The organism is Streptomyces sp. NBC_00414, assembly GCF_036038375.1.
Taxonomy (GTDB): domain Bacteria; phylum Actinomycetota; class Actinomycetes; order Streptomycetales; family Streptomycetaceae; genus Streptomyces.
On record NZ_CP107935.1, the window covers coordinates 5,648,451 to 5,674,951 of the forward strand.

24 protein-coding genes, 1 tRNA gene and 1 pseudogene are annotated in these 26,501 nt (G+C 69.6%); 10 read left to right on the forward strand and 16 right to left on the reverse strand.

The features are described 5' to 3' along the window. Positions 1 to 168: 168 nt before the first annotated feature. Positions 169 to 1,383, forward strand: a complete 1,215-nt coding sequence (locus OHS59_RS24535) for a serine hydrolase domain-containing protein (RefSeq protein ID WP_328495558.1) — start codon at positions 169 to 171, stop codon at positions 1,381 to 1,383. A gap of 201 nt (positions 1,384 to 1,584) precedes the next feature. On the opposite strand, the gene OHS59_RS24540 is transcribed toward OHS59_RS24535, so the two are convergent. The 5 genes from OHS59_RS24540 to OHS59_RS24560 all read right to left on the reverse strand — a co-directional run bounded on the left by OHS59_RS24540 (position 1,585) and on the right by OHS59_RS24560 (position 5,617). Next, positions 1,585 to 2,079: a hypothetical protein gene (locus OHS59_RS24540; protein ID WP_328495559.1), complete on the reverse strand. Its 495-nt coding sequence runs from the start codon at positions 2,077 to 2,079 to the stop codon at positions 1,585 to 1,587. A gap of 213 nt (positions 2,080 to 2,292) precedes the next feature. After that, on the reverse strand, positions 2,293 to 2,790 hold the full coding sequence (locus tag OHS59_RS24545) for a lactococcin 972 family bacteriocin (RefSeq protein ID WP_328495560.1): 498 nt from the start codon (positions 2,788 to 2,790) through the stop codon (positions 2,293 to 2,295). Positions 2,791 to 3,579: 789 nt separating this feature from the next. Continuing rightward, positions 3,580 to 3,653 (reverse strand) — tRNA-Pro (locus OHS59_RS24550). 52 nt (positions 3,654 to 3,705) lie between these two features. After that, a complete protein-coding gene (locus OHS59_RS24555; RefSeq protein WP_328495561.1) occupies positions 3,706 to 4,512 on the reverse strand; it encodes a Pr6Pr family membrane protein in 807 nt (268 codons plus the stop codon). A gap of 166 nt (positions 4,513 to 4,678) precedes the next feature. Next, complete coding sequence (locus OHS59_RS24560) at positions 4,679 to 5,617, reverse strand: metallophosphoesterase (protein ID WP_328495562.1); 939 nt, start codon at positions 5,615 to 5,617, stop codon at positions 4,679 to 4,681. Between the two features lie 108 nt (positions 5,618 to 5,725). Between OHS59_RS24560 and OHS59_RS24565 the strand changes: the two genes are divergently transcribed. Further along, complete coding sequence (locus OHS59_RS24565) at positions 5,726 to 6,190, forward strand: GatB/YqeY domain-containing protein (protein WP_328495563.1); 465 nt, start codon at positions 5,726 to 5,728, stop codon at positions 6,188 to 6,190. A gap of 215 nt (positions 6,191 to 6,405) precedes the next feature. Here OHS59_RS24565 and OHS59_RS24570 read toward each other — a convergent pair whose 3' ends face one another. After that, positions 6,406 to 8,712 (reverse strand): transglycosylase domain-containing protein, encoded by a 2,307-nt coding sequence (locus OHS59_RS24570; RefSeq protein ID WP_328495564.1) that lies wholly within the window; start codon positions 8,710 to 8,712, stop codon positions 6,406 to 6,408. 408 nt (positions 8,713 to 9,120) lie between these two features. Here OHS59_RS24570 and wblA point away from each other — a divergent pair, with 408 nt between their 5' ends. Beyond that, positions 9,121 to 9,459 (forward strand): transcriptional regulator WblA, encoded by a 339-nt coding sequence (gene wblA / locus OHS59_RS24575; RefSeq protein WP_055515737.1) that lies wholly within the window; start codon positions 9,121 to 9,123, stop codon positions 9,457 to 9,459. Positions 9,460 to 9,693: 234 nt separating this feature from the next. On the opposite strand, the gene OHS59_RS24580 is transcribed toward wblA, so the two are convergent. Both OHS59_RS24580 and OHS59_RS24585 read right to left on the reverse strand, forming a co-directional pair. After that, positions 9,694 to 11,211, reverse strand: coding sequence for an ArsA family ATPase (locus OHS59_RS24580; protein WP_328495565.1), 1,518 nt, complete (start codon positions 11,209 to 11,211; stop codon positions 9,694 to 9,696). Further along, positions 11,208 to 12,185 (reverse strand): ArsA-related P-loop ATPase, encoded by a 978-nt coding sequence (locus OHS59_RS24585; RefSeq protein WP_328495566.1) that lies wholly within the window; start codon positions 12,183 to 12,185, stop codon positions 11,208 to 11,210. Before OHS59_RS24585 ends, OHS59_RS24580 begins: the two co-directional genes overlap by 4 nt. A gap of 175 nt (positions 12,186 to 12,360) precedes the next feature. Here OHS59_RS24585 and OHS59_RS24590 point away from each other — a divergent pair, with 175 nt between their 5' ends. The 4 genes from OHS59_RS24590 (at position 12,361) to OHS59_RS24605 (ending at position 14,848) form a co-directional block, all read left to right on the forward strand. Further along, on the forward strand, positions 12,361 to 12,522 hold the full coding sequence (locus OHS59_RS24590; protein ID WP_107018142.1) for a DUF4177 domain-containing protein: 162 nt from the start codon (positions 12,361 to 12,363) through the stop codon (positions 12,520 to 12,522). Beyond that, on the forward strand, positions 12,519 to 12,986 hold the full coding sequence (locus tag OHS59_RS24595; protein ID WP_328495567.1) for a RidA family protein: 468 nt from the start codon (positions 12,519 to 12,521) through the stop codon (positions 12,984 to 12,986). Before OHS59_RS24590 ends, OHS59_RS24595 begins: the two co-directional genes overlap by 4 nt. Before the next feature lie 75 nt (positions 12,987 to 13,061). After that, a complete protein-coding gene (locus OHS59_RS24600) occupies positions 13,062 to 14,012 on the forward strand; it encodes an NUDIX hydrolase (RefSeq protein WP_328495568.1) in 951 nt (316 codons plus the stop codon). After that, the gene (locus OHS59_RS24605; RefSeq protein WP_328495569.1) at positions 14,009 to 14,848 is read left to right on the forward strand and encodes an MBL fold metallo-hydrolase; all 840 of its coding nucleotides are present in this window, start codon (positions 14,009 to 14,011) and stop codon (positions 14,846 to 14,848) included. Before OHS59_RS24600 ends, OHS59_RS24605 begins: the two co-directional genes overlap by 4 nt. A gap of 14 nt (positions 14,849 to 14,862) precedes the next feature. Here OHS59_RS24605 and OHS59_RS44605 read toward each other — a convergent pair. The 3 genes and pseudogenes from OHS59_RS44605 to OHS59_RS24615 form a co-directional block, all read right to left on the reverse strand. Next, a pseudogene (locus tag OHS59_RS44605) lies at positions 14,863 to 14,946 on the reverse strand (nucleotidyltransferase); the annotation flags it as partial. A 171-nt stretch (positions 14,947 to 15,117) separates the two neighbouring features. Then, complete coding sequence (locus tag OHS59_RS24610; protein ID WP_328495570.1) at positions 15,118 to 16,170, reverse strand: hypothetical protein; 1,053 nt, start codon at positions 16,168 to 16,170, stop codon at positions 15,118 to 15,120. 163 nt (positions 16,171 to 16,333) lie between these two features. Beyond that, positions 16,334 to 17,008: a Crp/Fnr family transcriptional regulator gene (locus OHS59_RS24615; RefSeq protein ID WP_016642758.1), complete on the reverse strand. Its 675-nt coding sequence runs from the start codon at positions 17,006 to 17,008 to the stop codon at positions 16,334 to 16,336. 388 nt (positions 17,009 to 17,396) lie between these two features. On the opposite strand from OHS59_RS24615, the gene nth reads away from it, so the two are divergent. From nth to OHS59_RS24630, 3 genes are all read left to right on the forward strand, one after another. Continuing rightward, positions 17,397 to 18,716, forward strand: coding sequence for an endonuclease III (gene nth, locus OHS59_RS24620; protein WP_328499338.1), 1,320 nt, complete (start codon positions 17,397 to 17,399; stop codon positions 18,714 to 18,716). Between the two features lie 52 nt (positions 18,717 to 18,768). Further along, complete coding sequence (locus OHS59_RS24625; protein ID WP_328495571.1) at positions 18,769 to 19,494, forward strand: NUDIX hydrolase; 726 nt, start codon at positions 18,769 to 18,771, stop codon at positions 19,492 to 19,494. A 126-nt stretch (positions 19,495 to 19,620) separates the two neighbouring features. Next, positions 19,621 to 20,820 carry a MarP family serine protease gene (locus OHS59_RS24630; protein WP_328499339.1) on the forward strand — a complete coding sequence of 400 codons (1,200 nt, stop codon included), beginning with the start codon at positions 19,621 to 19,623 and terminating at the stop codon, positions 20,818 to 20,820. Positions 20,821 to 20,907: 87 nt separating this feature from the next. Here the strand turns inward: OHS59_RS24630 and OHS59_RS24635 are convergent, their stop codons facing one another. The 5 genes from OHS59_RS24635 to acs all read right to left on the reverse strand — a co-directional run bounded on the left by OHS59_RS24635 (position 20,908) and on the right by acs (position 26,439). Next, on the reverse strand, positions 20,908 to 21,087 hold the full coding sequence (locus OHS59_RS24635; protein ID WP_328495572.1) for a hypothetical protein: 180 nt from the start codon (positions 21,085 to 21,087) through the stop codon (positions 20,908 to 20,910). 143 nt (positions 21,088 to 21,230) lie between these two features. After that, positions 21,231 to 22,196: an alpha/beta fold hydrolase gene (locus OHS59_RS24640; protein ID WP_328495573.1), complete on the reverse strand. Its 966-nt coding sequence runs from the start codon at positions 22,194 to 22,196 to the stop codon at positions 21,231 to 21,233. Continuing rightward, complete coding sequence (locus OHS59_RS24645) at positions 22,193 to 22,693, reverse strand: phage holin family protein (protein WP_328495574.1); 501 nt, start codon at positions 22,691 to 22,693, stop codon at positions 22,193 to 22,195. Before OHS59_RS24645 ends, OHS59_RS24640 begins: the two co-directional genes overlap by 4 nt. A 119-nt stretch (positions 22,694 to 22,812) precedes the next feature. Beyond that, positions 22,813 to 24,264, reverse strand: a complete 1,452-nt coding sequence (gene nhaA / locus OHS59_RS24650; RefSeq protein WP_443061493.1) for a Na+/H+ antiporter NhaA — start codon at positions 24,262 to 24,264, stop codon at positions 22,813 to 22,815. A 219-nt stretch (positions 24,265 to 24,483) separates the two neighbouring features. Continuing rightward, the gene (acs, locus tag OHS59_RS24655; protein WP_328495575.1) at positions 24,484 to 26,439 is read right to left on the reverse strand and encodes an acetate--CoA ligase; all 1,956 of its coding nucleotides are present in this window, start codon (positions 26,437 to 26,439) and stop codon (positions 24,484 to 24,486) included. Positions 26,440 to 26,501: the final 62 nt, after the last annotated feature.

The following is a 26,501-nucleotide window of genomic DNA, read 5'->3' on the forward strand; positions in this document are numbered from 1 at the left end:
CCGGTTTGCCGAACACCAGACACCCAGCACGGCGCGCTGTGCGGTGGCTCCGAACGAGTGGACTTCTTGACACTTCTTGACACGGGGACGGTTGGTCGGGCCTGGGCCGCGGGCCGAGGTGGTGATGTTCGTGACGTCCGCCCCCCCCGTCTGGAAGAGGCGCCCCGAATGAGACGTCCCACCGCCCGCCGTACCCTCTGTGCAGCGCTGCTCGCCGCGTCCCTGTGGGCGCCGACGGCGGCCCATCCCGCCGCGGCCGAGCAGCGGCCGGTCGCCTCCCACCCCGACAAGGGCGACTGCCCGAAGAGCCTGGGACACAAGCTCACGTCCCGCCTCGACAAGGCCATGGACGACGTCGGCAAGAAGGCGGACATCCCCGGGGCGGTCGTCGGTCTGTGGATGCCGGGCAAGGGCTGCTACGTCCGGTCCATGGGCGTCGCCGACACCAGGACCGGCGAGCCGATGGCCGCGGACTCCTTCGTACGGATCGGCAGCGAGACCAAGACGTTCACCGTCACCGCGCTGCTCGAACTCGTGGATGAGGGCCGGATCGGGCTGGACGATCCGATCTCCGCCTACGTGAAGGGCGTGCCCAAGGGCGACCGCATCACGCTGCGCCAGCTCGCGGAGATGCGCAGCGGTCTCTTCCCCTACACAGAGGACGCCGACTTCGTCCAGGACCTGCTGAGCGACCCGCAGCGCGTCTTCACCCCGCGCCAGTCCCTCGCGTACGGCTTCAAGCATCGCAACACCTTCGCCCCGGGCAAGAAGTTCCAGTACTCCAACTCCAACCTCGTCCTGCTGGGGCTGGTGATCGAAAAGGTGAGCGGCCGTCCGCTCGCCGACTTCATCCACCACCGGGTGCTGCACCCGGCGCACCTGCGCAACACACTGTTCCCGCAGGGCAACGAGTTCCCCCAGCCGCATCCGCGCGGCTACACCGACCAGACACTGAGCGGTGAGGTGGCGGACGCGACGGACTGGAACCCCAGCTGGGCCTGGGCGGCGGGAGCGATGATCTCGAATCTGCAGGATCTGCGGCTCTGGGCCAAGTCCGTCGCCACCGGGCAACTGCTCAGCCCCGAGACCCAGAAGCAGCGGCTCAGGACGCTGCCCACCGGCATCCCCGGCACCACCTACGGCCTCGGCATCCTCAAGACCAACGGCTGGATCGGGCACAACGGCTCCATCCCGGGCTACGAGACCGTGACGGTCTACCTGCCCTCGGAGAAGGCCACGCTGGTCATCATGATGAACACGGACATCCTGAGCCAGGGCCAGGAGCCGTCCACCCTGCTGGCCCGCGCGATCACAGCGGTCGCCACCCCGAAGAACGTCTACGACGGCTCGGCCACGGCGCCCCAGTCCGCACCTCGCAGCTAGACACGCACACGAAAGAGGTGAGGCACCTACGGAATCCGTAGGTGCCTCACCTGGCGTTTCAGCCCTGTCATCGTCCGGGGGCGTCCTCGCGCGGTCGCACCGCCCGGTGCCCTTGTTCGGCTGCCGGGGCCCTGCCATGGCTGCGTAGCGGCAAGCCGTCATCGAGTCCACTCGAACTGACATGAACAGGATCTTAAGCCGCTAGCCGACGCCCACCCCGGCGGAACGAATACGGCGAGACCTCCACCACCCCCGGACCGTGTGGCCCACCAGAGCGACCGCGACGGCAACAGCCGTGAACCGAACGGTGGTCCAGGTACCCAGAACCACCTGACTCGGCCCGTGCGACTCCGTCTCCAGACGCATGGAAGTCTCGTAGTAAGCCACCAGGGGAACAAGCAGCCGGAAGAACAGGCCACCGATGCCCGGCACCTGTGCGAGGTTCCCCAGGAGCCCAAGGGGTGCTCCGAAGAAGAATGCCAGCGCCCCCCAGAGCGCAATTCCGGATGATCCCGCCCCTGAGGAATCCAGTCCGCCCTGGGAGGCCAGGATTCCCTTGGTCAGGTAGTAGGCCACGACACCGATGGCCAGACCCAGAGACGCGAGAACAACCGATTCGATTTTGGACCGGTGGAAATAACCCACCAGAAACGCGTAGCAGGCCCAAGGCCACCCGCCGGTGAAAACGGCGCCCACGGCCGCACCTGGAGGGCCGCCCCAATGCTGAGCGGTAGGTCCTATCAGACCGAGCAACAAGCCAAGCCCGAGTGGTGCCACATATGACGCGGCCTGAGCACCCCGAAAGTTCACTTTCCCCATCCGGTCCCCATGGGGCATCACTCAGGGCCGGAGTGCGCCCGGAGTGACGCCCCATCCGAGGGAGATCAACCCTCATCATGGTGCATACATTTATGCGTTACTGTAATAGGAGTAGCAGGTATAAGCCGCACCATTCGTCGAGTTGGCGTAGGAGGTGTCCCCCTTCGCCACCCAGCCACTTGAATGGTCGATGTTACGGACCCTGACCGTACTCTTGTGCTTCACATCGGCGATGTAGTTCGAGTAGCACTTCTTTCCGGCCGACACCAGATCGTACCCATAGCACCACTTGCCATGAGTCACGTTCTCGCAGGTGTTCCCTCTCGTCTTGACGGCTGATTCGTTGATCTCCAGCTTTACCACGCCCCACTCGGAGGGGTCACCCAGCTCCGCCGGCGGGATGGCGCCGTCACCCCTCTTGTGGATTACGGGCTGCCCAGTTACGAGGTCGTCGCCGACCTCGGCCACGTTATTACCGGTACGGGCTCCACCCTGAGGTTCATAGGCCACCGCCGGAGTGGCAAAGCTGGAAACCGCAAGCGCGGCGCCCGAAATGCCAAAAAGTATTGACTTCCCAAACTTGTTCACGTTACCCCGTCTCCGCCCCCGCTATCGGGGGCTCCGAAAGGATCTTCTATGAGGGCGCTGTGACGGTCAAGGCCTGGCCGATTTACGACGCCGTCATGGGCCTGAAACAGGTGTCCGGGCGGTGGCATTCACGGGCGGGTCATTAACGCGCGGCCATCGTTACTGTCAACTGGAATATCGCCCGCCAGCCCTTCTCGCGAGTCACCTCTTCCAGGCTTGCGGCGGAAAGCCCGGACATGCTGACTGTGACATGCATTACAGATGGGTCCGTATGGCAGAGGCGGGAGGCTGCGAGATCAGCGCGCCCGGGCCGCGAGTTGGTCGGACCCATCTCCGTAAGCGAAGGGATTCTTCTCCGTGCCGATGACAGACCCCGAAATCAATTACATGTAATCGGTAGACGCGCGCCGAAGCGACTCACGTAGTTCTCCGTCCGGAGTGGAACTGGTCGAGTTGCGAGAGCGCCGCGATCGACACCGCGATGGCCTCACACGGCTCCAGGCTCCACGGCTGCGGCTTCGGAAGCATTGCCGACCGCCAACGGCGGCGGAACGAGGGTTTCCGCGACCTCCGAAGCACCGGCCGGCGGACGTGTGGAGCCGCTGCTCAAGCCATTCGTGTCCCTGCTCTCGGACTACGACATCCCGCTTAAGCGGATCGCTCTCTTGGCCGATCGTGGCAGCCAGACGACGACGGAGGTGGGTCTGCCGGAAGCGGCTCCGGCGCCCGAACAGCAGTCAGGGCCCTGATCCTCTGAGAGGATCAGGGCCCTGACCTTGTGCTTAGCTGTCGGGGTGGCGGGATTTGAACCCACGACCTCTTCGTCCCGAACGAAGCGCGCTGCCAAGCTGCGCTACACCCCGATGTCGCTGCGGCGGCGAGCCACTTTCGTGGTGTGTGCCGTGGCGACGTCGTTTACTTTAGCCCACCGGTGGCCGGAGACGAAATCCGGTTTTCCGGGGCGCGGTGGCGCCGTGGGCCGGGCCTGATGTGGTCCATGACGACGAGGAGAACGGCCAGGGCGTAGCAGGCGAGGCCGACGATCGTGACGTTGCCCAGGACCTCGACGAAGCCGTGCCGGGACACGTCGAGGAAGGGGTACCGGAAGCGGGCCGGCGTGCCCGGGGGCAGGAGCAGACCCCGGGTCACCGTGTACGCCAGGTACGCGATCGGGAGGATCATCCAGGTGGCCGCGCTGTGCAGGCGCAGCGCCCCCGGGCGGGTCAGCAGGAGCCAGTCCAGCGCGACCGCCACCGGCACCACCGTGTGCAGCAGCTGGTTCGTGACCGCGTGCCAGCCGGTGAGCGCCACCGCGTCGCCCGTCATGGAGAAGGGGCTCGCGTCGTCGGCCAGGATCAGGTGGTAGACCAGGCCCGTGCCGACCGCGTACAGCAGGGTGCAGGCGGTGACGGACGGCCGCAGTGGGTGGCGGGCCTTCCACGCCCGCCAGGCCGAGACGGTGAACACCGCGGTCACCAGGACGCCGCTCAGGATCGTGGAGTAGCTCAGGACGCGTATCGGGTCGCCCAGGAGCAGGTCGAGTGCCACGCCCGCGGCTGCCGTCAGCGCGACCAGGAGGCGGAAGGCGGCGACCACGGGGCGGCGTACGCGCGGGACCACCGCGTACGCGGGCACGACGGGGACGGCGGAAGCGGCGGCGCTGGCGGCTATGCCGGGGATCCTGGGTATGTCCGGGATGTCCGCAGGTATGGGGGTGGTCATGCCCTCACGCTAGGCGGGGCGGACAAAAGGCGCGAGATGGATTAAACCGGATGGGTGGGTGGGGAGGTCGTGCCCCACCCATTCAGGAGGAGCCCATTCAGGTGGGGCCCATTCAGGAGGAGCCCCACCCCGTCAGGCGGGGCCCCTCGCCTCCCGCTCCCCCCCGCTACGCGGAACCCCGCCCCGTGAGCGTCAGCAGCGTCGCCTCCGGCGGGCACGCGAACCGTACCGGTGTGTACCTGCTCGTCCCGCAGCCCGCCGACACGTGCATGTAGGACGTCAGGCCCGACTCCGCCTCCGTGTGCGTGGACAGGCCCTTCACCCGGTCGGTGTTCAGGTCGCAGTTGGTGACCAGGGCCCCGTAGAAGGGGATGCACAGCTGCCCGCCGTGCGTGTGGCCCGCCAGGATCAACGGGTAGCCGTCCGCGGCGAAGGCGTCCAGCGCGCGCAGGTACGGCGCGTGCACGATGCCCAGCGAGAGGTCGGCCGAGGCGGACGGACCGCCGGCCACGCGCGCGTACCGGTCGCGCTTGACGTGCGGGTCGTCGAGCCCGGTCAGCTCGATCTCGAAGCCGTCGATCTTCAGCGTGCCCCGGACGTTCGTCAGGTTCAGCCAGCCCGCCGCGTCGAAGCCGTCGCGCAGCTCCTCCCACGGGTTGTGGACGACGTTGACGGCGGGCGCGTTGCCGTTCAGCCCGTGCCGGCCCTGGGTCTTCTCGAACAGGTAGCGGGCGGGGTTGCGGAGCGTGGGCCCGAAGTAGTCGTTCGAGCCGAAGACGTACGCGCCGGGGAACTCCATCAGGGGGCCGAGGGCGTCCATGACCTCCGGTACGCCCTCGGGGTCGGAGAGGTTGTCCCCGGTGTTGATGACGAAGTCGGGGCGCAGCCCGGCCAGCGAGCGCAGCCAGCGCTGCTTCTTGCGCTGGCCGCTCACCATGTGGATGTCGGAGACCTGGAGCACGCGCAGCGGCCGCATCCCGGGTGGCAGCACCGGGACCGTCACCCGCCGAAGTCTGAACGAGCGGGCTTCGAACCCCGCCGAGTAGAGCAGACCGGCGGCGCCAGCCGCCGCGATTCCCAGTGGTACTCCGTATCGCGCGCGCATACGCCCATCGTGTCAGACCCCGGCCGCCCCGAACCCCACGGGCGGCCTACGGGGGCCCCGGCCGAAATCCCCGGGCGGCCGTGGCACCACACCTGCGACAATCACCCCATGACCACGCTCAAGTCGAAGCTGCAGGCAGACCTCAACGCCGCGATCAAGGGGCGCGACGAGCTCCGTTCCTCGACGCTCCGGCTGACCCTCGCCGCCGTCCAGAAGGAGGAGGTCGCGGGCGAGCAGAAGCGCGAACTCTCCGACGACGAGGTGCAGACGGTGATCGCCAAGGAGGCGAAGAAGCGCCGTGAGGCGGCCGACGCGTTCGCGAAGGGCGGCCGTGCCGAGTCGGCCGAGCGCGAGAAGGCGGAGGGCGAGGTCCTCGCCGAGTACCTGCCCAAGCAGCTCTCCGACGACGAGCTCCAGCAGATCGTCGCGCAGGCGGTCGAGGAGGCGAAGGCGGCCGGCGCGGAGGGCCCCCGCGCCATGGGCCAGGTCATGAAGATCGTGAACCCGAAGGTGGCCGGCCTGGCCGAGGGAGGCCGCGTCGCCGCCGCGGTCAAGAAGCTCCTCGCGGGCTGACCCCGGGCAACTCCGCAAGCTCCTCGCGGGCCGACCCGCGGGCAACCGCGCAAGCTCCTCGCAGGCTGACCCCCGGGCGACTCCGCGAACCGCCCGAGTCCACAACCGGCCGCGGCCGCGGCAGAACCCACACCCGCGGCCACCCCTGTACGCCGATGGGGCGCCCCTCAGGACAAGGGGCGCCCCATCGGCGTACAGGCGGAAGTCAGGCCGGTCTACGGCCAGTTGCCGCCGCCGTTCCCGTTTCCGTTCCCGCCGCCGTCGTTGCCGCCGATCGTCCAGTCGTCGGGGATGGAGAAGGTCGGCGTGGGGATCTGGGGCTGGCCACCGTCGGTGCCACCCCCGTTGTCATTTCCCCGGTTCTCCCCGTTGCCGTTCCCGTTGTCGTTGTTGTCGCCGTTCCCGTTGTCGTCCCGGTCCCGGTCCCGGTCCTTGTCCCGGTTCTTCTCGGGTTCGGGGATGTCGACGAGGTTGAAGCCGGGGGACTCCTTGCCGGACAGGGCGCCGGTCATGGCGTCCTTCCAGATCGGCCCCGGCACCGCGCCGCCGAAGACCTTCTCGTGCCACTGCCCGCCGATCGTGATGTTGACCATCTTGACCTTCTGGGTGGCGCTGCCGACCCAGACCGCGCCGGACATGTTCGGCGTGTAGCCGACGAACCAGGCGTTCTTGCGGTAGTCCGTCGTACCGGTCTTGCCGGCGTTGGCGCGGTCGGTGAGACCGGCCTCCTGACCCGTACCGGAGTCGACCACACCGCTGAGCAGCGTGTTGATCGTGTCCGCGGTGGTCTCCGACATCGCGCGCGAGCACGACGACTTCGGAACCGGCAGGGACTTCTTCTCACCGCCGAGCTTCTGGCTGATCGACGCGATCGCGATCGGCGTGCAGTACGTGCCCCGGTTGGCGAAGGCGGCGTACGCGCTCGCCATGGTCAGCGGGGAGATACCGGTGGAGCCGAGGGTCATCGACGAGGGCTGCTCGGGCAGCTTGGTGCCGTTGCCCTGCACGACGCCCAGCTTGTCGGTCATGTTCACCACCGGGCACATCCCGATGTCTTCGAGCATCTGCACGAAGTAGGTGTTGACCGACAGCGCCATGGCCTTCTTCAGCGGGTACGGGCCGACCTCCGCCTCGTCCTCGTTCTCGACCTTCGCGCCGCCGGTGTTGCGCCAGGTCTTTCCGTCGCACGCCTGGACGCTGTCGGGGTACGGCATCTCGTACGGCGCGGGATAGGACTGCGTGGCCGGCTTGCCGCCCTCCAGGGCCGCCGCGGCCAGGAACGGCTTGAACGTCGAACCGGTCGGGAAGCCGAAGTTCGAGCCGCCCATCTTCTGGTCGACCGAGTAGTTGATCTCGGTCTCGTTCTTGCCGTAGCCGTACGGCTTCGACTGGCCCATCGCCAGGATCTTGCCGGAGCCGGGCTCGACCAGCGTCGACGCCGCAGCGACCTTGTCCGACTTGTTGACGTGGTTCTTGAGCGAGCTCTGGACCGACTTCTGCGCCTGCGGGTCGAGCGTCGTACGGATCGTCAGACCGCCCTGGTTCCAGACCTTGGCCCGCGCCTTCTGGGTCTTGCCGAAGGTCGGGTCGGTCAGGAACACCTCACGCACGTAGTCGCAGAAGAAGCTGGAGTCCTTGACGGCCGTGATGCAGCCGTTGTTCGGCTTGCTGACCTTCAGGCCGAGCGGCTTCTTCTTCGCCGCGGTGGCCTCCGCCTGCGAGATGTCGTGCACCTCGGCCATGCGCTGCAGCACCACGTTGCGCCGCTTCGTGGCCTCGGCCTCGTCGTTGACCGGGTCGTAGCGGGTCGGCGACTGGACGATGCCGGCCAGCAGCGCGGCCTCCTGCACCTCCAGGTCCTTCGCGGACTTGGAGAAGTAGCGCTGGGCCGCCGCCTCCACGCCGTAGGCCTGCTGCCCGAAGAACGTGATGTTCAGGTAGTTCTCAAGGATCTTCTTCTTGCCCAGTTCCTCCTCGACCTGGATCGCGAACTTCAGCTCGCGGACCTTGCGGCCGAGGGTCTGCTGGGTGGCCTGGGCGACCTTCGTCGGGTCGTTGCCGGCCTCCTCCACGAAGACGTTCTTCACGTACTGCTGGGTGAGCGTCGAGGCGCCCTCCGAGACGTTGCCGCTCTGCGCGTTCTTGTTGAGGGCCCGCAGGACGCCCTTGAGGTCGACCGCGCCGTGCTCGTAGAACCGCGCGTCCTCGATCGCGACGATCGCCTTCTGCATGTACGGCGAGATGTCCTTGAGGTCGACCACCGTGCGGTCACGCGAGTAGACCGTGGCGATCTGGCCGCCCTGGTTGTCCAGGATCGTGGTGCGCTGGCTCAGCGGCGGACGCTTCAGGTTGGCCGGGATCTCGTCGAACCCCTCCACCGAACCCTTGGCCGCGAGTCCGAGCGCACCGAACGCCGGCACGGCGATCCCGGCCATGACGGCCCCCGCGAGCACACTGACACCGAGGAACTTGGCGGCCTGCTGCGTGGGAGACAGACCACCGCCCGAGCGCTTCTTTGGCATGAGGGCAGCCTACGTTCTCATTCGCCGGACACGCGTATAGGCATTGGCCTAAGCTGCTCTCAACTGTCACAGCAGTAGGACCACGTATCAATACGTCCGGCGACCCCGAATCGTCTCGGTCTTCACTCGACTTTTTTGTTGAGGGCGTGTCCGAATCCGCCTCATGTGTCATTCGGCGTCCGTTGTGACGCAAGTCAACTGCCCCGGTCTGCCGGGAAAGTCACGTATGTCGTCGGGTCACTCCGTTGGGTGATCTGTCGCGTACCCATAGTCCATTCGGGCCATTCAAGATTGGGCCCGAAGGGGCTGGTTGACTGTGCCCACCTTCCGTAACGTCCTGAACTGGTGGCGGTGAATATGCCGCTGCCGCCGTGGGGGAGCCTCGATTCGGGAGAGGACGGCGCCGGTATGGGCTGGGTAACCGACTGGAGTGCGCAGGCGGCCTGCCGCACTACCGATCCGGATGAACTGTTCGTTCAAGGAGCAGCGCAGAACAGGGCCAAGGCGGTGTGCACCGGCTGCCCGGTGCGGACGGAGTGCCTGGCCGACGCGTTGGACAACCGCGTCGAGTTCGGCGTGTGGGGAGGAATGACGGAGCGGGAGCGCCGCGCACTGCTGCGCAGGCGGCCAACCGTCACCTCTTGGCGCAGGCTGCTCGAAACCGCGCGTACCGAGTACGAGCGAGGGGCCGGAATCCTGCCTCTCGACGAGGAAGAGGTGTACGAGAACTACGCGGCGGTGGGCTGACCGGGCCTCCGCGCAGGCGGCGGACTCACAGCGGCTCCGTATGCGCCAGGGGTACGAGTGGCGTCCTCAGAGGTACGAGTGACGTCCACGTGGCCCCGTACGACGGCGTACGTGATGTACGGCGAACAGGCAACACACGACTACGTACGCACCATGCGACCCCGTGCGCACCGTGCGACGGCGCACGTGGCTACGGCGGCGTGCTCCCCGAGGGGCCTCGTGGCCCCGAGAGGTTCAAGAGGCTTCGGTCGGCGAGGTGTCGGCCGCGAGCCGGTCCCCGATGTTCCGCAGCCCCGCGAGGTCGTGCACATCGCCGGGCAGCGCGGCCACTTCGGCCACCGCCACCTCCGGGTGGAGCGCGGCGAAGCGGTCACGTGTGCGCTGCTCGCGGGAGAGCAGCTGCATACGCTCGGCGTGCAGCCTCAGCAGACCTGCCGTGAGCTGCTCGACGGTGCGGTCTTCCGTGGCATGGGCGTCGGCGTGGTCGTCCGTGGTGCGGTCATCATCCGTTCCGGCTCCTTCGGCACTGGTCCGGTCCGCGGCGGGGGAGCCTGCGTCGGATGCGGGAGCCTCGGGAACGGTGGTCTCGGAAGTGGTCTTCGGAACACTGGTCTCGGTAGCGGGTGATTCTGAACTGCCGTACGTGTCGGGAGAGTTACGAAGTCCAGCTTTCCCGCCCACCTGATCCACAATGCGGGCCTCGTCAAGATTTTCCGCGGCGGCCAGCGCGCGCTCGGCGGACAGCTGGGTGGCACCACTGCCGTGGACCCGGTTCAGCACGAGGCCGGCGAGCGGCATCTCCTCGGCGGCCAGCCGCTCCACGAAGTACGCGGCCTCACGCAGCGCGTCCCGCTCCGGGGCCGCGACCACCAGGAACGCCGTACCGGGCGCCTGGAGCAGCTTGTACGTGGCGTCCGCGCGGGTACGGAAGCCGCCGAAGGTGGTGTCCATGGCGGCCACGAAGGTCTGCACGTCCTTGAGGAGCTGACCGCCCAGCAGCTTGCCGAGGGTGCCGGTCATCATCGACATCCCGACGTTCAGGAACTTCATCCCGGCCCGGCCGCCCAGCTTCGCCGGCGCGGTCAGCAGCCTGATCAGCTTGCCGTCCAGGAACGAGCCGAGCCGCTTCGGGGCGTCCAGGAAGTCCAGCGCCGAGCGCGAGGGCGGCGTGTCGACGACGATGAGGTCCCACTCCTCGCGCGCCCTCAACTGACCCAGCTTCTCCATCGCCATGTACTCCTGCGTGCCCGCGAAGCCGGCGGAGAGCGACTGGTAGAAGGGGTTGTTCAGGATCGTGGCCGCCCGTTCGCGGTCCGCGTGCGCCTCGACGATCTCGTCGAAGGTGCGCTTCATGTCGAGCATCATCGCGTGCAGTTCGCCGCTCGCGGAGTCGTCGATGCCCTTCACGCGGCGCGGGGTGTTGTCGAGCGCGTCGATGCCCATCGACTGGGCGAGCCTGCGCGCCGGGTCGATGGTGAGGACGACCACCTTGCGGCCGCGCTCGGCGGCCCGCAGCCCCAGCGCCGCCGCGGTGGTGGTCTTGCCGACGCCGCCCGAGCCGCAGCAGACCACGATGCGGGTCCCGGGGTCGTCGATCAGCGCGTCGACCCCCAGGACGGCCGCGGACGCGGTGTCGATGGCACGGGCGGTGTCGGCCGGGCCTGCGGCGCCGGTCGTGCGGGCGGCCCCTGACGTGCGGGAAGGTCGGCGTTCGCGGGCAGAATCGTTTGCGCGGGCCGGGTCCTGACTCATGAGATCCCTTGCTGACGCAGTTCCTTGGCGAGTTCGTACAGGCCCGCGAGGTCCATTCCCTCGGCGAGCAACGGGAGTTCGTGCATCGGCAGCTCCAGGCCCTGGAGCACCGCCCGCTGCTCACGCTCCAGCGCGTACCGCTCGGCGTACTCGTCCGCCTGGGTCAGCAGCGGCTCCACCAGGCGCTCGGCGACCCCGCCGCGGCGCGCGCCGCCGAGCCCGGCGGCCGACAGCGACTTGGCGATGGCCGTACGCGGCGCCTCGCGCGTGAGCTCCAGGTCGGCCTCGTCCAGGATCGCGGGCCGCACCATGTTCACGATGGTCCGTCCCACCGGCAGCCGCGCGGCACGCAGCTCGGCGATGCCGTCGGCGGTCTCCTGGACGGGCATCTCCTCAAGCAGCGTCACCAGGTGCACGGCGGTCTCGGGCGACTTGAGCACGCGCATGACGGCCTGTGCCTGATTGTGTATCGGGCCGATCTTGGCGAGCCCGGCCACCTCGTCGTTCACGTTCAGGAAGCGGGTGATCCGCCCGGTCGGCGGGGCGTCCATCACGACGTAGTCGTACGCGAACCGCCCGCGCTTGTCCTTACGGCGTACGGCCTCGCAGGCCTTCCCCGTGAGGAGCACGTCCCGCAGGCCGGGCGCGATGGTGGTCGCGAAGTCGATGGCGCCCAGCTTCTTCAGGGCGCGGCCCGCGCCGCCGAGCTTGTAGAACATCTGGAGGTAGTCCAGAAGGGCCAGCTCGGGGTCGATGGCGAGTGCGTACACCTCCCCGCCACCTGGAGCGACGGCGATCTTCCGCTCCTCGTAGGGCAGCGCCTGTGTCTCGAAGAGCTGCGCGATGCCCTGTCTGCCCTCGACCTCGACCAGAAGGGCGCGCTTGCCCTCGGTCGCGAGGGCGAGCGCGAGTGCTGCGGCGACCGTGGTCTTTCCGGTACCGCCCTTGCCACTGACGACCTGAAGCCTGCTCACGTCTTCGAGCCTAATTCCTCACTGGGTGGTGCGGTGGCCGTGGGGCCCTGCTTCGCATACGGGTGCCCCGGGAGCGGCCTGCCCAGTCATCGGCCGGTCATCGGCCGGTCATCGGCCGGGGTGACGACGGGCGGTCCATGAAAGGCGTGCCGTGCCAGCGGATACAGTCGCCCTCATGACCAAGTGGGAATACGCAACCGTGCCTCTGCTCGTCCACGCCACGAAGCAGATTCTGGACACCTGGGGCGAGGACGGCTGGGAGCTCGTCCAGGTCGTGCCCGGGCCGAACAACCCCGAGCAGCTCGTCGCCTACCTGAAGCGGGAGAGGGCCGCGTGAGCGCTGTCGAGGCGAAGCTCGCCGAACTGGGGCTGACCCTGCCGGGCGTCGTGCCGCCGCTGGCCGCGTACCAGCCCGCGGTGCGGTCGGGCGTGTACGTGTACACGGCCGGCCAGCTCCCGATGGTGGACGGCAAGCTTCCGCTCACCGGCAAGGTGGGCGCGGAGGTCACCCCGGAGGAGGCCAAGGAACTGGCCCGCACCTGCGCGCTGAACGCCCTCGCGGCGGTCAAGTCCGTCGCGGGCGACCTCGACCGCATCGCGCGGGTGGTGAAGGTCGTCGGCTTCGTCGCCTCGGCCTCCGACTTCACCGGCCAGCCCGGCGTCCTGAACGGCGCGAGCGAGCTGCTGGGCGAGGTTCTCGGCGACAAGGGCGTGCACGCGCGCAGCGCGGTCGGCGTGGCGGTGCTGCCGCTCGACGCGCCTGTGGAGATCGAGATCCAGGTGGAGCTGACGGAGGCGTAGGCCTTCGGGGGACCGCCTTCGGGGGACCGATTGTTGCCTCTCGAACATCAGCTCACTCCGGGATAGCCTCCGCCCATGGCGAATGGGCAGTGGTACCCCCCGGAGTGGCCCGAGAGGATCCGCGCACTCGCGGAGGGCACGCTCACACCGGTCGTCCCCAGGCGGGCGGCCACCGTCATGCTGCTCAAGGACACCGGCTCCGGTTCCGGCTCCGAGGCCACCGGTTCCCGTCCCGCGGGCGACGCCACCGGCTCCCGTCCCGCGGGCGACGCCACCGGCTCCCGTCCCGCCGTGCACATGCTGCGCAGACGTGCCTCCATGGCCTTCGCCGGAGGCGCGTACGCGTATCCGGGCGGCGGTGTGGACACCAGGGACGACGACCACCACGTCCGCTGGGCGGGCCCCACGCGCGCGTGGTGGGCCTCCCGGCTCGGCGTCGACGAGACCTCCGCCCAGGCGATCGTCTGCGCGGCGGTCCGCGAGACGTACGAGGAGGCGGGCGTCCTGCTCGCGGGCCCGGCCGCGGACACCGTGGTCGGCGACACCACCGGGGACGACTGGGAGGCCGACCGGGAGGCCCTGGTCGCCCGCGACCTCTCCTTCGCCGAGTTCCTCGACCGCAGGGGGCTCGTCCTGCGGTCCGACCTCCTCGGCGCCTGGACGCGCTGGATCACCCCGGAGTTCGAGCCCCGCCGCTACGACACCTGGTTCTTCGTGGCGGTCCTCCCGGAGGGCCAGCGCACCCGCAACGCCTCCACGGAGGCCGACCGCACCGTCTGGATCCGCCCCTCGGACGCCCTGGACGGCTATGACAAGGGCGATCTCCTGATGATGCCGCCCACCATCGCGACCCTGCGCCAGATCGGCGCGTACGCGACCGCCGCCGAGGCACTCGCGGCAGCGCCCGGCCAGGACATGACACCCGTCCTGGCGCGGGCCGGGCTGGAGGGCGGCGAGCTGGTCCTCAGCTGGCCGGGACATGATGAGTTCACCAAGCACATCCCGACCGGTGGAGCCCCCGCATGACCGACGCCGCAGCACTCCCCGGCCAGCCGCGCGGCGGGGTGCTCTCCGGCCCCGCCACCGCGCGTGCCGTCAACGTCCTCGCCCCGAACGCGTCCGCGATGACCCTGGACGGCACGAACACCTGGATCGTGGCCGAGCCCGACTCCGAACTCGCGGTGGTGATCGACCCGGGGCCGCTGGACGACGTACACCTGCGGAACGTCGTCGACATCGCCGAGAAGGCCGGCAGGCGGGTCGCCCTGACCCTGCTGACGCACGGGCACCCGGACCACGCCGAGGGCGCCGCACGGTTCGCGGAGCTGACGGGCACGAAGGTGCGGGCGCTCGACCCCGCGCTGCGGCTCGGCGACGAGGGCCTGGCCGCCGGGAACGTGATCACGACGGGCGGCCTGGAACTGGTCGTCGTCCCCACGCCCGGCCACACCGCCGACTCGCTCTGCTTCCATCTGCCCGCCGACCGGGCCGTACTGACCGGCGACACGATCCTGGGCCGGGGCACCACCGTGGTGGCGCACCCCGACGGGCGGCTGGGCGACTACCTGGACTCCCTGCGGCGGCTGAGGTCCCTGACGGTCGACGACGGCGTGCACACGGTCCTGCCGGGCCACGGGCCGGTCCTGGAGGACGCCCAGGGAGTCGTCGAGTTCTACCTGGCCCACCGCGCCCACCGCCTCGCCCAGGTGGAGACGGCCGTCGAGGACGGCTACACGGACCCCTCCCAGGTCGTCGAGCACGTCTACGCGGACGTCGACCGCTCCCTGTGGCCGGCGGCCGAGCTGTCGGTACGGGCGCAGCTGGACTACCTCCGGGAGCACGGGCTCATCGGGCGGGAGTGACGGCCCCGCAGGCCCTAGGGGCGCGGGTTCTTGATGCCTTTCACGCGCGCGTACTCCTCGGCGAGCCACGGCCCGAGGTCGTCGACGTACGACCGCAGCTCCGAAGACCTCCGGCACCCGGGCGCGGGCCACGGCCACGATCGGCCGGAACGCACGCTGGATCAGCCCCGAGGAACCCTCGCGTTCGATGTACCCCAGGGCGTCGAGTCCTCTGTTCGGCATGCGGCCGTTGTGCCCGGACGGGGCCCGCGCGGGCATGCCGTTTTGCTTCATCGCCAGCGGAACACACGCAGGCGGTGGGTGTCCGCGCGTGCTGTGCAGACCACGGCGATGTGGTCTCCGGCGGCGACCAGGCGGGCGTCGAAGCCGTAGCCGCGCAGCCTGCGGTGGGCCACGACACGGCCGTCCACAGGGTCGAAGACGGTCACGCGGTCCCCGTAGCCGTGCAGGACGATCAGACGGCCCCGATGGGCCAGGAGGAAGGCGCTGGCGCCACGTTTGTGGCGCCACTCCCACAGCAATTCACCCGTCGTGACGGAGAAGACGCCGAAGCCGGTGCCGACGCCGGTGGTGGAGCTCTGGTCCCGCGCCACGAGCGCGACGGCGAGGACGCCGCCCACCACGGCGACCTGCGAGCCGAACCTCTCGTACGGCTCGGGCAGGTCGACGGTCACCCGTTCGTGCTCGTCGATGAGGAGCAACCGGTGTCCGCCCCGCTGCCCGCGGTCCTTGACGGACACGACGAAGGGCTCCGCCGACAGCACGGACACCTCGCTGACACGGTCGCCGACCTCCCGTTTCCACTGCGCGTCCCCGGTCCGTGGATCGAGGGACACGAACCGGGGCGTGGCTCCCCAGCGACCGGCGATCGTGGCGGTGCGGCCGACGCCCAGTGCCACCTCGGGCGGGTACGCGCCGATCGACCCCAGCGGCTCCCTGGCGTACGCACGCGTGCTGACGACTTCGCCGGAGCCGAGGTCGAGCGTGGTGATCCGGATTTCTTGCGAGAGCGGGTCACCGTCGTCGTGGTGCAGGACGACTCCGATGCCGTCCCCGGCGGCCTGTACGGCACAGGCGATCACCTCGGTGCCCGGCGGCTGCCAGGTCCAGCGCGGTTCGCCGCTCGCGGTGCCGTACGCCTCCACGCGGTCGAAGCCCACCAGGGCGACGGTCTCGGCGGTCAGCCATTCCGCCAGCGGCACCCCCGGGTCGTCCTTCCGGCGAGGGGACTTCCACAGGAGCCGGGCCGAACGGCGCGGCCAGGGGCGCCAAGGGCGCGAGGGCGGAGCCCAGAGCGGCTCCGGTGCTTTGTCCTCGAACATCCCCACCCCTTGGGTCCCCACTCGGCGAACGAAAAGAACTGGAACTGCAACAAGAAGGGCCCCGCCGTGCAGGCAGGGCCCTTCAGTAAGAACTTCAGTAAGAAGTCGTGATGTACCGCTGACGAGAGTCCCGAAAGTCCCGAAAGTCCCGTGAGTCCCGCGACTAGCGCGAACGCTTCGCGAGGCGCTCCACGTCCAGCAGGATCACCGCGCGGGCCTCCAGGCGGAGCCAGCCGCGGCCCGCGAAGTCGGCGAGCGCCTTGTTGACCGTCTCGCGTGAGGCGCCGACCAGCTGGGCCAGCTCCTCCTGCGTCAGGTCGTGCACGACGTGGATGCCCTCCTCGGACTGCACGCCGAACCGGCGCGAGAGGTCCAGGAGCGCGCGGGCCACCCGGCCCGGCACGTCGGAGAAGACCAGGTCGGACATCTGGTCGTTGGTCTTGCGCAGCCGCCGGGCGACGGCGCGCAGCAGGGCGGCGGCCACCTCGGGCCGCGCGTTCAGCCAGGGCTGGAGGTCGCCGTGGCCGAGGCCCAGCAGCTTCACCTCGGTCAGCGCGGAGGCGGTCGCCGTCCGCGGGCCGGGGTCGAACAGCGAGAGCTCTCCGATGAGCTCGCCGGGGCCGAGGACCGCCAGCATGTTCTCGCGGCCGTCGGGTGAGGTGCGGTGGAGCTTCACCTTGCCCTCGGTCACCACGTACAGGCGGTCTCCGGGGTCGCCTTCATGAAAAAGCGCGTCACCGCGTGCGAGGGTCACCTCACTCATGGAGGCGCGGAGCTCCGCGGCCTGCTCGTCATCGAGCGCCGCGAAGAGCGGGGCGCGCCGCAGAACGTCGTCCACGAGTTCTCTCCTTGTCGACCTGCTCAGGGGATCTTGTTCCCGGTGTACCAGGGGTCCGTGTTCCCCGTTTTGCTGGACGGTCCAAACAGTGTGATCAGTCACAAGTCTGCCGCACCGGCGTGTCCGGCAGTGCGGCAGGGGGCCAATTGGGGGCTGATGGATGGTGGCCGGGGCAGATGTCGGTGGTGGGCTTTACGCTGACCGGGTGTCCAAATCGCCGGTGAGAGCACAGGCCAAGGGGGCTGGGCGCGTGGGTGTACGTCGCAATTCCGCTGTGGGCGAACAGGGCTCCGGTGGAGCGAAGAAAACGACAAAAGCGGCAGAGGTGAGGCCGGCGACGACCGCGGCGGGGGTCGCCGGGAAGGCCGCGGGGGTCGCTGCCTCGGAGATGGCCGCGGCCGCGAAGAAGGCTGCGGTGGCCAAGAAGGCCGCCGCCGCGAAGAGGACCGCCAAGGAGACCGCCAGGAAGAGCGCTCCCGCGAAGGCGGCCACCAAGAAGGCGCTCGCCAAGAAGGCCCCGGCCAAGAAGGCGCCTGTATCCGGGGCGGCCGCGACGAAGAGCGCGTCCACGAAGGCGGCTGCCAAGAAGGCGGTGCCCGCCAAGAAAGCCGTGCCTGCCAAGAAGCCCGCGTCAGTGAAGAAGGCCGTGCCCGTCAAGAAGTCCGTACCCGTCAAGAAGTCCGCGTCGGCCGGGAAGCCCGCGTCAGTGAAGAAGGCCGTGCCCGTCAAGAAGTCCGTACCCGTCAAGAAGTCCGCGTCGGCCGGGAAGCCCGCGTCGGCGAAGAAAGCCGCGCCCGCCGAGGTGGCGCCCGCCAGGGTCGCCCCCGCCAAGCCGCCCCGGAACGAGTCGCACACGGCTCTCGTCCGAAGGGCGCGGCGTATCAACCGCGAGCTCGCCGAGGTGTACCCGTACGCGCACCCGGAGCTGGACTTCGAGAACCCCTTCCAGCTGGTCGTCGCCACCGTCCTGTCGGCGCAGACGACCGACCTGCGGGTGAACCAGACGACACCGGCGCTCTTCGCGAAGTACCCCACGCCCGAGGACCTGGCGGCGGCGAACCCGGAGGAGGTCGAGGAGATCCTGCGGCCCACCGGGTTCTTCCGGGCCAAGACCAAGTCGGTGATGGGCCTCTCCAAGGCGCTGCGGGACGACTTCGGCGGCGAGGTCCCCGGCCGTCTCGAAGACCTGGTCAAACTGCCCGGCGTCGGCCGCAAGACCGCCTTCGTCGTCCTCGGGAACGCTTTCGGGCGCCCCGGCATCACCGTGGACACCCACTTCCAGCGGCTCGTGCGCCGCTGGGAGTGGACCGCCGAGAAGGAGCCCGAGAAGATCGAGGCGGCCATCGGCGAGCTCTTCCCGAAGACCGAGTGGACGATGCTGTCGCACCACGTGATCTTCCACGGCCGCCGTATCTGTCACGCTCGCAAACCCGCCTGCGGCGCCTGCCCCATCGCCCCGCTCTGCCCGGCGTACGGGGAGGGCGAGACGGACCCGGAGAAGGCGAAGAAGCTCCTGAAGTACGAGAAGGGCGGCTTCCCGGGCCAGCGCCTCAACCCTCCGCAGTCCTACCTGGACGCGGGCGGCATCCCCGCCCCGCCGCTCGGAGCGACCGGCTCCGCTTCACCCGCGTCCGGTGCACCCGGTTCACCCGCGTCCGGTGCACCCGCATCACCCGCGTCCGGTTCACCCGCGCGGGGCACCGGATGACGGAACGATCTGCGGCCCCGCGGGCGTTGAGAGCAGCAGAACGGGGGTGGCGATGACGCGCGCGAGCCACACGCACGACGTACAGGACGGCACACGCGACCTGCGGTACGGCGATCTGACCGTGACCAAGGCCGGGCTGCCCGGCTGGCTCGACCCGGTGGTGCGCGCCGTCGAGACGGTCCAGCCGAGCCAGTTGAGCCGCTTCCTGCCGCCGGAGGACGGCGCGGGACGCCAGTCGGCCGTGCTGGTCCTGTTCGGCGAGGGCGAGCGCGGACCCGAGCTGCTGCTCATGGAGCGCGCCACCTCGCTCCGATCGCACGCCGGACAGCCGTCCTTCCCCGGTGGCGCCCTCGACCCGGAGGACGGCGACCCTAAGGCCGACGGGCCGCTGCGGGCCGCCCTGCGCGAGGCCGAGGAGGAGACCGGGCTCGACCCCCGGGGCGTCCAGCTCTTCGGTGTGCTCCCGAAGCTCTACATCCCGGTGAGCGGCTTCGTGGTCACCCCGGTCCTCGGCTGGTGGCGCGAGCCGACCCCGGTCGACGCGGTCGACCTGAACGAGACCGCGAGGGTCTTCACCGTGCCCGTGGCGGATCTCACGGATCCGGCCAACCGCGTGACCGCGGTCCACCCCAGGGGCCACGCAGGCCCGGCATTCCTGGTCGAATCGGCCCTGGTCTGGGGCTTCACGGCCGGAATCATCGACCGCCTGCTGCACTACGCCGACTGGGAGCGTCCCTGGGACCGCGACAAGCAGGTCCCGCTCGACTGGCGCGCATGACAGGGTGGCCCCTGTGCTGTGTCTTCCCGGGAGGCTCCGTGTCCCCCTGCCGCTGCGCGGCGGACCGGTCCCCCGGCCAGGACATGGCTACCGCAAAGTGATGAGGCGAGGCTTGAAGCAGTGGCAGTGAACGTGCTGGACATCCTGTTGCTGGTCGCCGCCGTGTGGTTCGCGATCGTGGGCTATCGCCAGGGGTTCGTCGTCGGCATCCTGTCGGTGATCGGTTTCCTGGGCGGTGGCCTCGTCGCCGTCTACCTCCTGCCCGTCGTCTGGGGCGCCCTGACGGACGACGCGGAGGTCGGTACGACCGCCGCCGTCGTCGCCGTGATCGTGGTGATCGTCTGCGCCTCCGTCGGCCAGGCCCTCACCACCCATCTCGGCAACAAGCTCCGCCGGTACATCACCTGGTCCCCGGCCCGCGCCCTGGACGCCACGGGCGGCGCCCTCGTCAACGTCGTGGCGATGCTCCTCGTCGCCTGGCTGATCGGCTCGGCCCTGGCCGGTACGACGCTGCCGACGCTCGGCAAGGAGGTCCGCGGCTCCAAGGTGCTGCTCGGCGTGGCACGGGCCCTGCCCGCCCAGGCCGACACCTGGTTCGACGGCTTCTCCTCGGTCCTCGCACGCAACGGCTTCCCGCAGGTCTTCAGCCCCTTCTCGGACGAGCAGATCGACCCGGTGCAGGACCCCGACCCGGCGCTTGCGACGAGCCCGGTCGCCACCCGTGCCCAGCGCTCCATCGTCAAGGTCACCGGCACCGCCCAGAGCTGCGGCAAGGTCCTCGAAGGCACCGGCTTCGTCTTCGGACAGCGCCGCGTGATGACCAACGCCCATGTGGTGGGCGGCGTGGACGAGCCGTACGTCCAGATAGGCGGCGAGGGCAAGCGCCTCGCCGCGAAGGTCGTGCTCTACGACTGGGAGCGCGACATCGCCGTACTGGACGTGCCCGAACTGCAGGCGCCCGTCCTGCAGTTCGCCGGCCGCCCGGCGGTCAGGTCGGACGGCGCGATCGTCGCGGGCTTCCCGGAGAACGGCTCGTACACGATCAACGCGGCGCGGGTGCGCGGCCCCATCACCGCCAACGGCCCGGACATCTACCACCGGGGCACGGTGAAGCGAAAGGTGTACTCGCTCTTCGCGACCGTGCGCCAGGGCAACTCCGGCGGCCCGCTGCTCACCCCGGACGGCAAGGTGTACGGCGTGGTGTTCGCGAAGTCCCTCGACGACCCCGAGACGGGTTACGCGCTGACCGTGGAGGAGATCCAGGAGGACATCACCAAGGGCCGCACCGCCAACCAGCAGGTGGACAGCGACAGCTGCGCGCTCTGACAGCCGAGCGCGCCAGGGCCTGTCCGACGGGCTCGGTGGAGAGTCCGCCACGGGGGATACGCCGGTGAAGGTCCCTGCGCGGCCGGCTCAGGCGCGGGGATGACGCAAACGCGCCGAGACCCATCGGGCCCGGCGCCTCAGAATGTGCGGGATTCCCAGCCGGGGGTCCGTGCCCTGCAGTTGCGGGGCGCCCCTTCGGTGGGAGCTCAGCCCGCCGATCGAGCGGCGGTTGCGTGCTGCGTCACTGTAGTCGTGCGTCCAGCCCATACACCGACGTCTGCCCCCGCCCCAAGGTCGATAACCGCCCCCACGCCCCCCAATTGGCCTATGCGAGAGGCAATTGGCGTTCGTAGAACAGGCGTTCCCGGGACCGGTACGGGACGACCCCGGCGGTCCGGTGCCGGACGGCCTCAACGGTCCGGTTCGGGGTCCTTCAGCCAGTTCACCAGCTCGGTGGAGAACGCCACCGGGTCCTCCTCGTGCGGAAAGTGCCCGAGCCCGTCGAACAGCCGCCAGCGGTACGGCGCTTCGACGTACTCCCCGGACCCCGCGGCGCTCCGCGTGCGCATCACCGGATCGAGCGATCCGTGCAGATGGAGTGTGGGCACCCGCACCGGCCGCTTCATGCGCCGGTTGAACTGGATGCCGTCGGGACGGGCCATCGAGCGGACCATCCACCGGTACGGCTCGACCGAGCAGTGCGCCGTAGAGGGGATGAGCATCGCCCGCCGGTACGCCTCCACGGCGTCGTCGTCCGGCAGCCGCGGTCCCGACCAGTCCCGGATGAGCCGGCCGACCAGGGCGCCCTCGTCGGCGATCAGTTGGCGCTCGGGGATCCAGGGCCGCTGAAAGCCCCAGACGTACGAACCGGCAGCGGTCTGCTTCATGTCCGAGAGCATCGCCGAGCGCCAGCGCCGGGGATGCGGCATCGAGGACACCACCAGCCGGCGCACCAGCTTGGGGCGCATCACGGCCGCCGTCCACGCCAGATAGCCGCCGAGGTCATGGCCGACCAGCGCGGCGTCGGGCTCACCGAGGGACCGTACGACCCCGGTGATGTCGAGCGCGAGGTTCGCCGGGTCGTAGCCGCGTGGGGTGCGGTCGCTGCCGCCGACGCCCCGCAGGTCCATGGCGACCGCGCGGAAGCCCGCGTCGGAGAGCGCCACCAGCTGATGCCGCCAGGCCCACCAGAACTGCGGGAAGCCGTGCAGCAGCAGGACCAGCGGCCCGTCACCCATCTCGGCGATGTGGAAACGCGCCCCGTTCGCGGCGACATCCCGGTGGATCACCTCTTTGGCGCCGGGCACGTCGAGCCGTACGACGGAGGTGGGTTGCGCCGAGGACGGTTGCCCCGCAGGGATGGAGGAGCCGGTCATGAGGACGAGCGTGTCACAGCCTCGACCCCGTCACCGACCTCGTCACCGACCCGGTACACGGTGGTCACCTGACGGGGGTGCGGCTTCACGTTCTGCAGTACGGCCGCCGATTCCTTGACCGAGGCGGCCGTCTTCTGCGGGCCCTTCCCCTTCTTGGCCTTCTTCGCGAAGACCACGCCGATCAGCGCGAGGACCCCGGCGACCAGCACGTTCGCGGCGAACGACAGCAGGAAGCAGACCGCCATGTTCCAGTCGCTCCAGGTACGGATCCCGTACGCCAGCGCGAAGCTCAGCATCGGCAGGGAGAAGATCAGTACCGCGCCGGCCGCGCTGAACGCGCCACCGCCGACCGCTCCGCGCTTGACGTCCCGCTTGAGCTGCGCCTTCGCCAGTGCGATCTCGTCGTGCACCAGCGCGGACATCTCGGTCGTCGCCGAGGCGAACAGCTGGCCGATGCTGCGTTCGGCGCCGACCGGGCTGCCGTCGGGTGCGCTCATCGCGTACTCCCTGTTGTCTTGTCGCCGTTGTCTTGTCTGTGTCTTGGCTGTCCGTGTGGTTCGGCCGGTGGTTCGGACCGTAAGGTCCGGGCCGTACGTTTCGGACCGTGTGTGTCAGATCATGCCGGACCGTCGTGCTCCACGCCTGCCCCGCCCGTCACTTCGGCAAGCCTTCGGTGTTCGGCGGCCTTGCGCTCGTAGATCTCGGCCATGCGCAGGTGGTAGGCCGGGTCGTCCTGTTCGTACACGTCGGGGACGCCCGAGAGGTCCTCGTCGCGCTCCTCGTCCGCCCACAGCCTGCGGTACTTGGCGTTGCGCAGCTTCAGCAGCACGCCCGACAGGACGGTCGCGATCAGGGAACCCGTCAGGACGGCGGCCTTGACCTCGTCGGTGAGCGCCGGGTCGCCCGCGAAGGCGAGTTCGCCGATGAGCAGCGACACGGTGAAGCCGATGCCCGCGAGGGAGGCCACCGCGAAGACGTCCGGCCAGGCGAGGTCGTCGGAGAGCGAGGCACTGGTGAAGCGGGCCGTCAGCCACGTACCGCCGAAGATGCCGACCGCCTTGCCGACGACGAGACCGAGCACGACCCCGAGGGTCTCCGGCTGGGTGAACACCTCGCCGAGCGCGCCGCCCGACACCCCGACCCCTGCGCTGAACAGCGCGAACAGCGGTACGGCGAGGCCCGCCGACAGGGGACGTACGAGATGTTCGACGTGTTCGCCGGGTGAGTGCTCCTCGCCCTCGCGGGTGGTGCAGCGCAGCATCAGGCCCATCGCGACGCCGGCGACGGTGGCGTGGATGCCGCTGTTGTACATCAGGCCCCAGACGACCAGGGCGAGCGGCACGTACACGTACCAGCCGCGTACGCCCTTCCTGAGCAGCAGCCAGAAGACGGCGAGGCCGACGACGGCGCCGCCGAGCGCGGCGAAGTCCAGGTCGTCGGTGAAGAAGATCGCGATGATCAGGATCGCGAAGAGGTCGTCGACGACGGCGAGCGTGAGCAGGAAGGCGCGCAGGGCGCTCGGCAGCGAGGTGCCGAGGACGGCGAGGACGGCGAGCGCGAAGGCGATGTCGGTCGCGGTGGGTACGGCCCAGCCGGCGAGCGAGCCGCCACCGGTGACGCCGACCAGGGTGTAGACGAGCGCGGGCACGGCCATGCCGCAGAGCGCGGCGACGACGGGGAGCGCGGCGGCCCGTGGGTCCTTGAGGTCGCCCGCGACCAGTTCGCGCTTGAGCTCGATGCCGGCGACGAAGAAGAAGACCGCGAGGAGTCCGTCGGCGGCCCAGTGCTGGACGGAGAGGTTCAGACCGAGTGCGGCGGGCCCGACGTGGAAGTCGCGGACGGACTCGTAACTCTCCCGGACCGGGGTGTTCGCCCAGATCAGCGCGGCGACGGCGGCGACGAGCAGGAGGACGCCGCCGACCGTCTCGGTGCGCAGCGCGTCCGCGACGAAGGTCCGCTCGGGCAGTGAGAGGCGTCCGAGGACCTTGCGGTCCTTTTCGAGGGCCTTGCGGTCCTCGGCGGTCCGGCGGTTGTCGCCTGGAGTGGGGGAGGGGGTGGGCGCGGGCACGGGGTCGACCTCCGGTCGGTGGGCAGGACGGAACACATGCCGACCAGACTTCCCGGCGCACCTATGGACACTCCGGGCTCGTTCAGCGCTCGGAAGTTTTGTTGTCGCGTGTTGACGCGTTGACGTCCTTCGCAGCCTACCCGCGATGGCGAAGGGGCACCCGACGGCGTGTCCGCCACCGGGTGCCCCTTCGAATTCCCCGTCCGTACGGGACCGGTCTCAGTCCTCGCTGGACGCCGCCGGGAGCTTCGTCTGGATGAGGTCCATGACGGTGGAGTCGGTCAGCGTGGTGACGTCACCCAGCTGGCGGTTCTCCGCGACGTCGCGCAGCAGCCGGCGCATGATCTTGCCGGAGCGGGTCTTGGGCAGCTCGGCCACCGGCAGGATCCGCTTCGGCTTGGCGATCGGGCCGAGGGCCTTGCCGACGTGAGCCCGCAGTTCGCCGACGAGGGTCTCGGTCTCCGACGCGGAACCGCGCAGGATCACGAAGGCCACGATCGCCTGGCCGGTCGTCTCGTCCGCCGCCCCCACGACCGCCGCCTCGGCGACCGACGGGTGCGAGACGAGCGCCGACTCGACCTCGGTGGTCGAGATGTTGTGCCCCGACACGAGCATCACGTCGTCCACCCGGCCGAGCAGCCAGATGTCGCCGTCGTCGTCCTTCTTGGCGCCGTCGCCCGCGAAGTACTTGCCCTCGAAGCGCGACCAGTAGGTGTCGATGTACCGCTGGTCGTCGCCCCAGATGGTGCGCAGCATCGACGGCCACGGCTCGGTCAGGACGAGATAGCCGCCACCGCCGTCGGGGACCTCCCGCGCCTCGTCGTCGACGACCGTCGCCGAGATGCCCGGCAGCGCCCGCTGCGCGGATCCGGGCTTGGTGTCGGTGACGCCCGGCAGCGGCGAGATCATCATCGCGCCGGTCTCGGTCTGCCACCAGGTGTCCACGATCGGAGTGCGGTCGCCGCCGATGTGCTTGCGGTACCAGACCCACGCCTCGGGGTTGATCGGCTCACCGACCGAGCCCAGGACGCGCAGGCTCGACAGGTCGAACTTCGCGGGGATGTCGTCGCCCCACTTCATGAACGTACGGATGGCCGTCGGGGCCGTGTAGAGGATCGTCACGCCGTACTTCTGGATGATCTCCCAGAAGCGCCCCTGGTGCGGGGTGTCGGGCGTGCCCTCGTACATGACCTGGGTCGCGCCGTTCGCCAGCGGCCCGTACGTGATGTAGGAGTGCCCGGTGACCCAGCCGATGTCGGCGGTGCACCAGTAGACGTCGGTCTCCGGCTTGAGGTCGAAGACGGAGTGGTGCGTGTACGCGGCCTGGGTGAGGTAGCCGCCGGAGGTGTGCAGGATGCCCTTGGGCTTACCCGTCGTCCCCGAGGTGTAGAGGATGAACAGCGGGTGCTCGGCGTCGAACGCCTCGGGCGTGTGCTCGGCGGACTGCTTCTGCGTGATCTCGTGCCACCACACGTCGCGGCCCTCGGTCCACGCGACGTCCTGGCCCGTACGGCGCACGACGAGCACCTTGTCCACGCCGTCGACCCGGGAGACCGCCTCGTCGACGGCCGGCTTGAGCGCGGCCGGCTTGCCGCGCCGGTAGCCGCCGTCCGAGGTGATGACCAGCTTGGCGTCGGCGTCCTGGATGCGGGTGGCGATGGCGTCGGCGGAGAAGCCGCCGAAGACCACCGAGTGCGCGGCGCCGATGCGGGCGCAGGCCAGCATCGAGATGACGGCCTCGGGGATCATCGGCAGATAGACGGCGACCCGGTCGCCCTTCTCGACCCCCAGCTCGGTGAGGGCGTTGGCCGCCCGAGAGACCTCGTCCTTGAGCTCGGCGTAGGTGATGGCGCGGCTGTCCCCGGGCTCGCCCTCGAAGTGGATGGCGACCCGGTCGCCGTGGCCGGCCTCGACATGCCGGTCCACGCAGTTGTACGCGACGTTGAGCTTGCCGTCCTTGAACCACTTCGCGAACGGAGGGTTCGACCAGTCCAGGGTCTCGGTCGGCTCGGTGGCCCAGGTCAGCCGACGGGCCTGCTCGGCCCAGAAGCCGAGCCTGTCAGCCTTGGCCTGCTCGTACGCCTCCGCTGTGACGTTGGCGTTCGCGGCCAGGTCGGCGGGCGGCGCGAACCTGCGTTCTTCCCTGAGCAGGTTGGCCAGGCTTTCGTTGCTCACGACATCTCCCTTGCGGTGCTGTGCCAGGGGCGCCCGTTGTGTCCCGGGCCACAGCTCATCAG

Excerpts from the sequence above, each read along its gene's own strand:
- OHS59_RS24535 (WP_328495558.1), top strand. The coding sequence starts at position 169 with ATGAGACGTCCCACCGCCCGCCGTACCCTCTGTGCAGCGCTGCTCGCC.
- OHS59_RS24555 (WP_328495561.1), bottom strand. The coding sequence starts at position 4,512 with ATGACCACCCCCATACCTGCGGACATCCCGGACATACCCAGGATCCCC.
- OHS59_RS24560 (WP_328495562.1), bottom strand. The coding sequence starts at position 5,617 with ATGCGCGCGCGATACGGAGTACCACTGGGAATCGCGGCGGCTGGCGCC.
- OHS59_RS24565 (WP_328495563.1), top strand. The coding sequence starts at position 5,726 with ATGACCACGCTCAAGTCGAAGCTGCAGGCAGACCTCAACGCCGCGATC.
- OHS59_RS24570 (WP_328495564.1), bottom strand. The coding sequence starts at position 8,712 with ATGCCAAAGAAGCGCTCGGGCGGTGGTCTGTCTCCCACGCAGCAGGCC.
- wblA (WP_055515737.1), top strand. The coding sequence starts at position 9,121 with ATGGGCTGGGTAACCGACTGGAGTGCGCAGGCGGCCTGCCGCACTACC.
- OHS59_RS24580 (WP_328495565.1), bottom strand. The coding sequence starts at position 11,211 with ATGAGTCAGGACCCGGCCCGCGCAAACGATTCTGCCCGCGAACGCCGA.
- OHS59_RS24590 (WP_107018142.1), top strand. The coding sequence starts at position 12,361 with ATGACCAAGTGGGAATACGCAACCGTGCCTCTGCTCGTCCACGCCACG.
- OHS59_RS24600 (WP_328495568.1), top strand. The coding sequence starts at position 13,062 with ATGGCGAATGGGCAGTGGTACCCCCCGGAGTGGCCCGAGAGGATCCGC.
- OHS59_RS24605 (WP_328495569.1), top strand. The coding sequence starts at position 14,009 with ATGACCGACGCCGCAGCACTCCCCGGCCAGCCGCGCGGCGGGGTGCTC.
- OHS59_RS24610 (WP_328495570.1), bottom strand. The coding sequence starts at position 16,170 with ATGTTCGAGGACAAAGCACCGGAGCCGCTCTGGGCTCCGCCCTCGCGC.
- nth (WP_328499338.1), top strand. The coding sequence starts at position 17,397 with ATGGCCGCGGCCGCGAAGAAGGCTGCGGTGGCCAAGAAGGCCGCCGCC.
- OHS59_RS24625 (WP_328495571.1), top strand. The coding sequence starts at position 18,769 with ATGACGCGCGCGAGCCACACGCACGACGTACAGGACGGCACACGCGAC.
- OHS59_RS24635 (WP_328495572.1), bottom strand. The coding sequence starts at position 21,087 with ATGGGCTGGACGCACGACTACAGTGACGCAGCACGCAACCGCCGCTCG.
- OHS59_RS24640 (WP_328495573.1), bottom strand. The coding sequence starts at position 22,196 with ATGACCGGCTCCTCCATCCCTGCGGGGCAACCGTCCTCGGCGCAACCC.
- OHS59_RS24645 (WP_328495574.1), bottom strand. The coding sequence starts at position 22,693 with ATGAGCGCACCCGACGGCAGCCCGGTCGGCGCCGAACGCAGCATCGGC.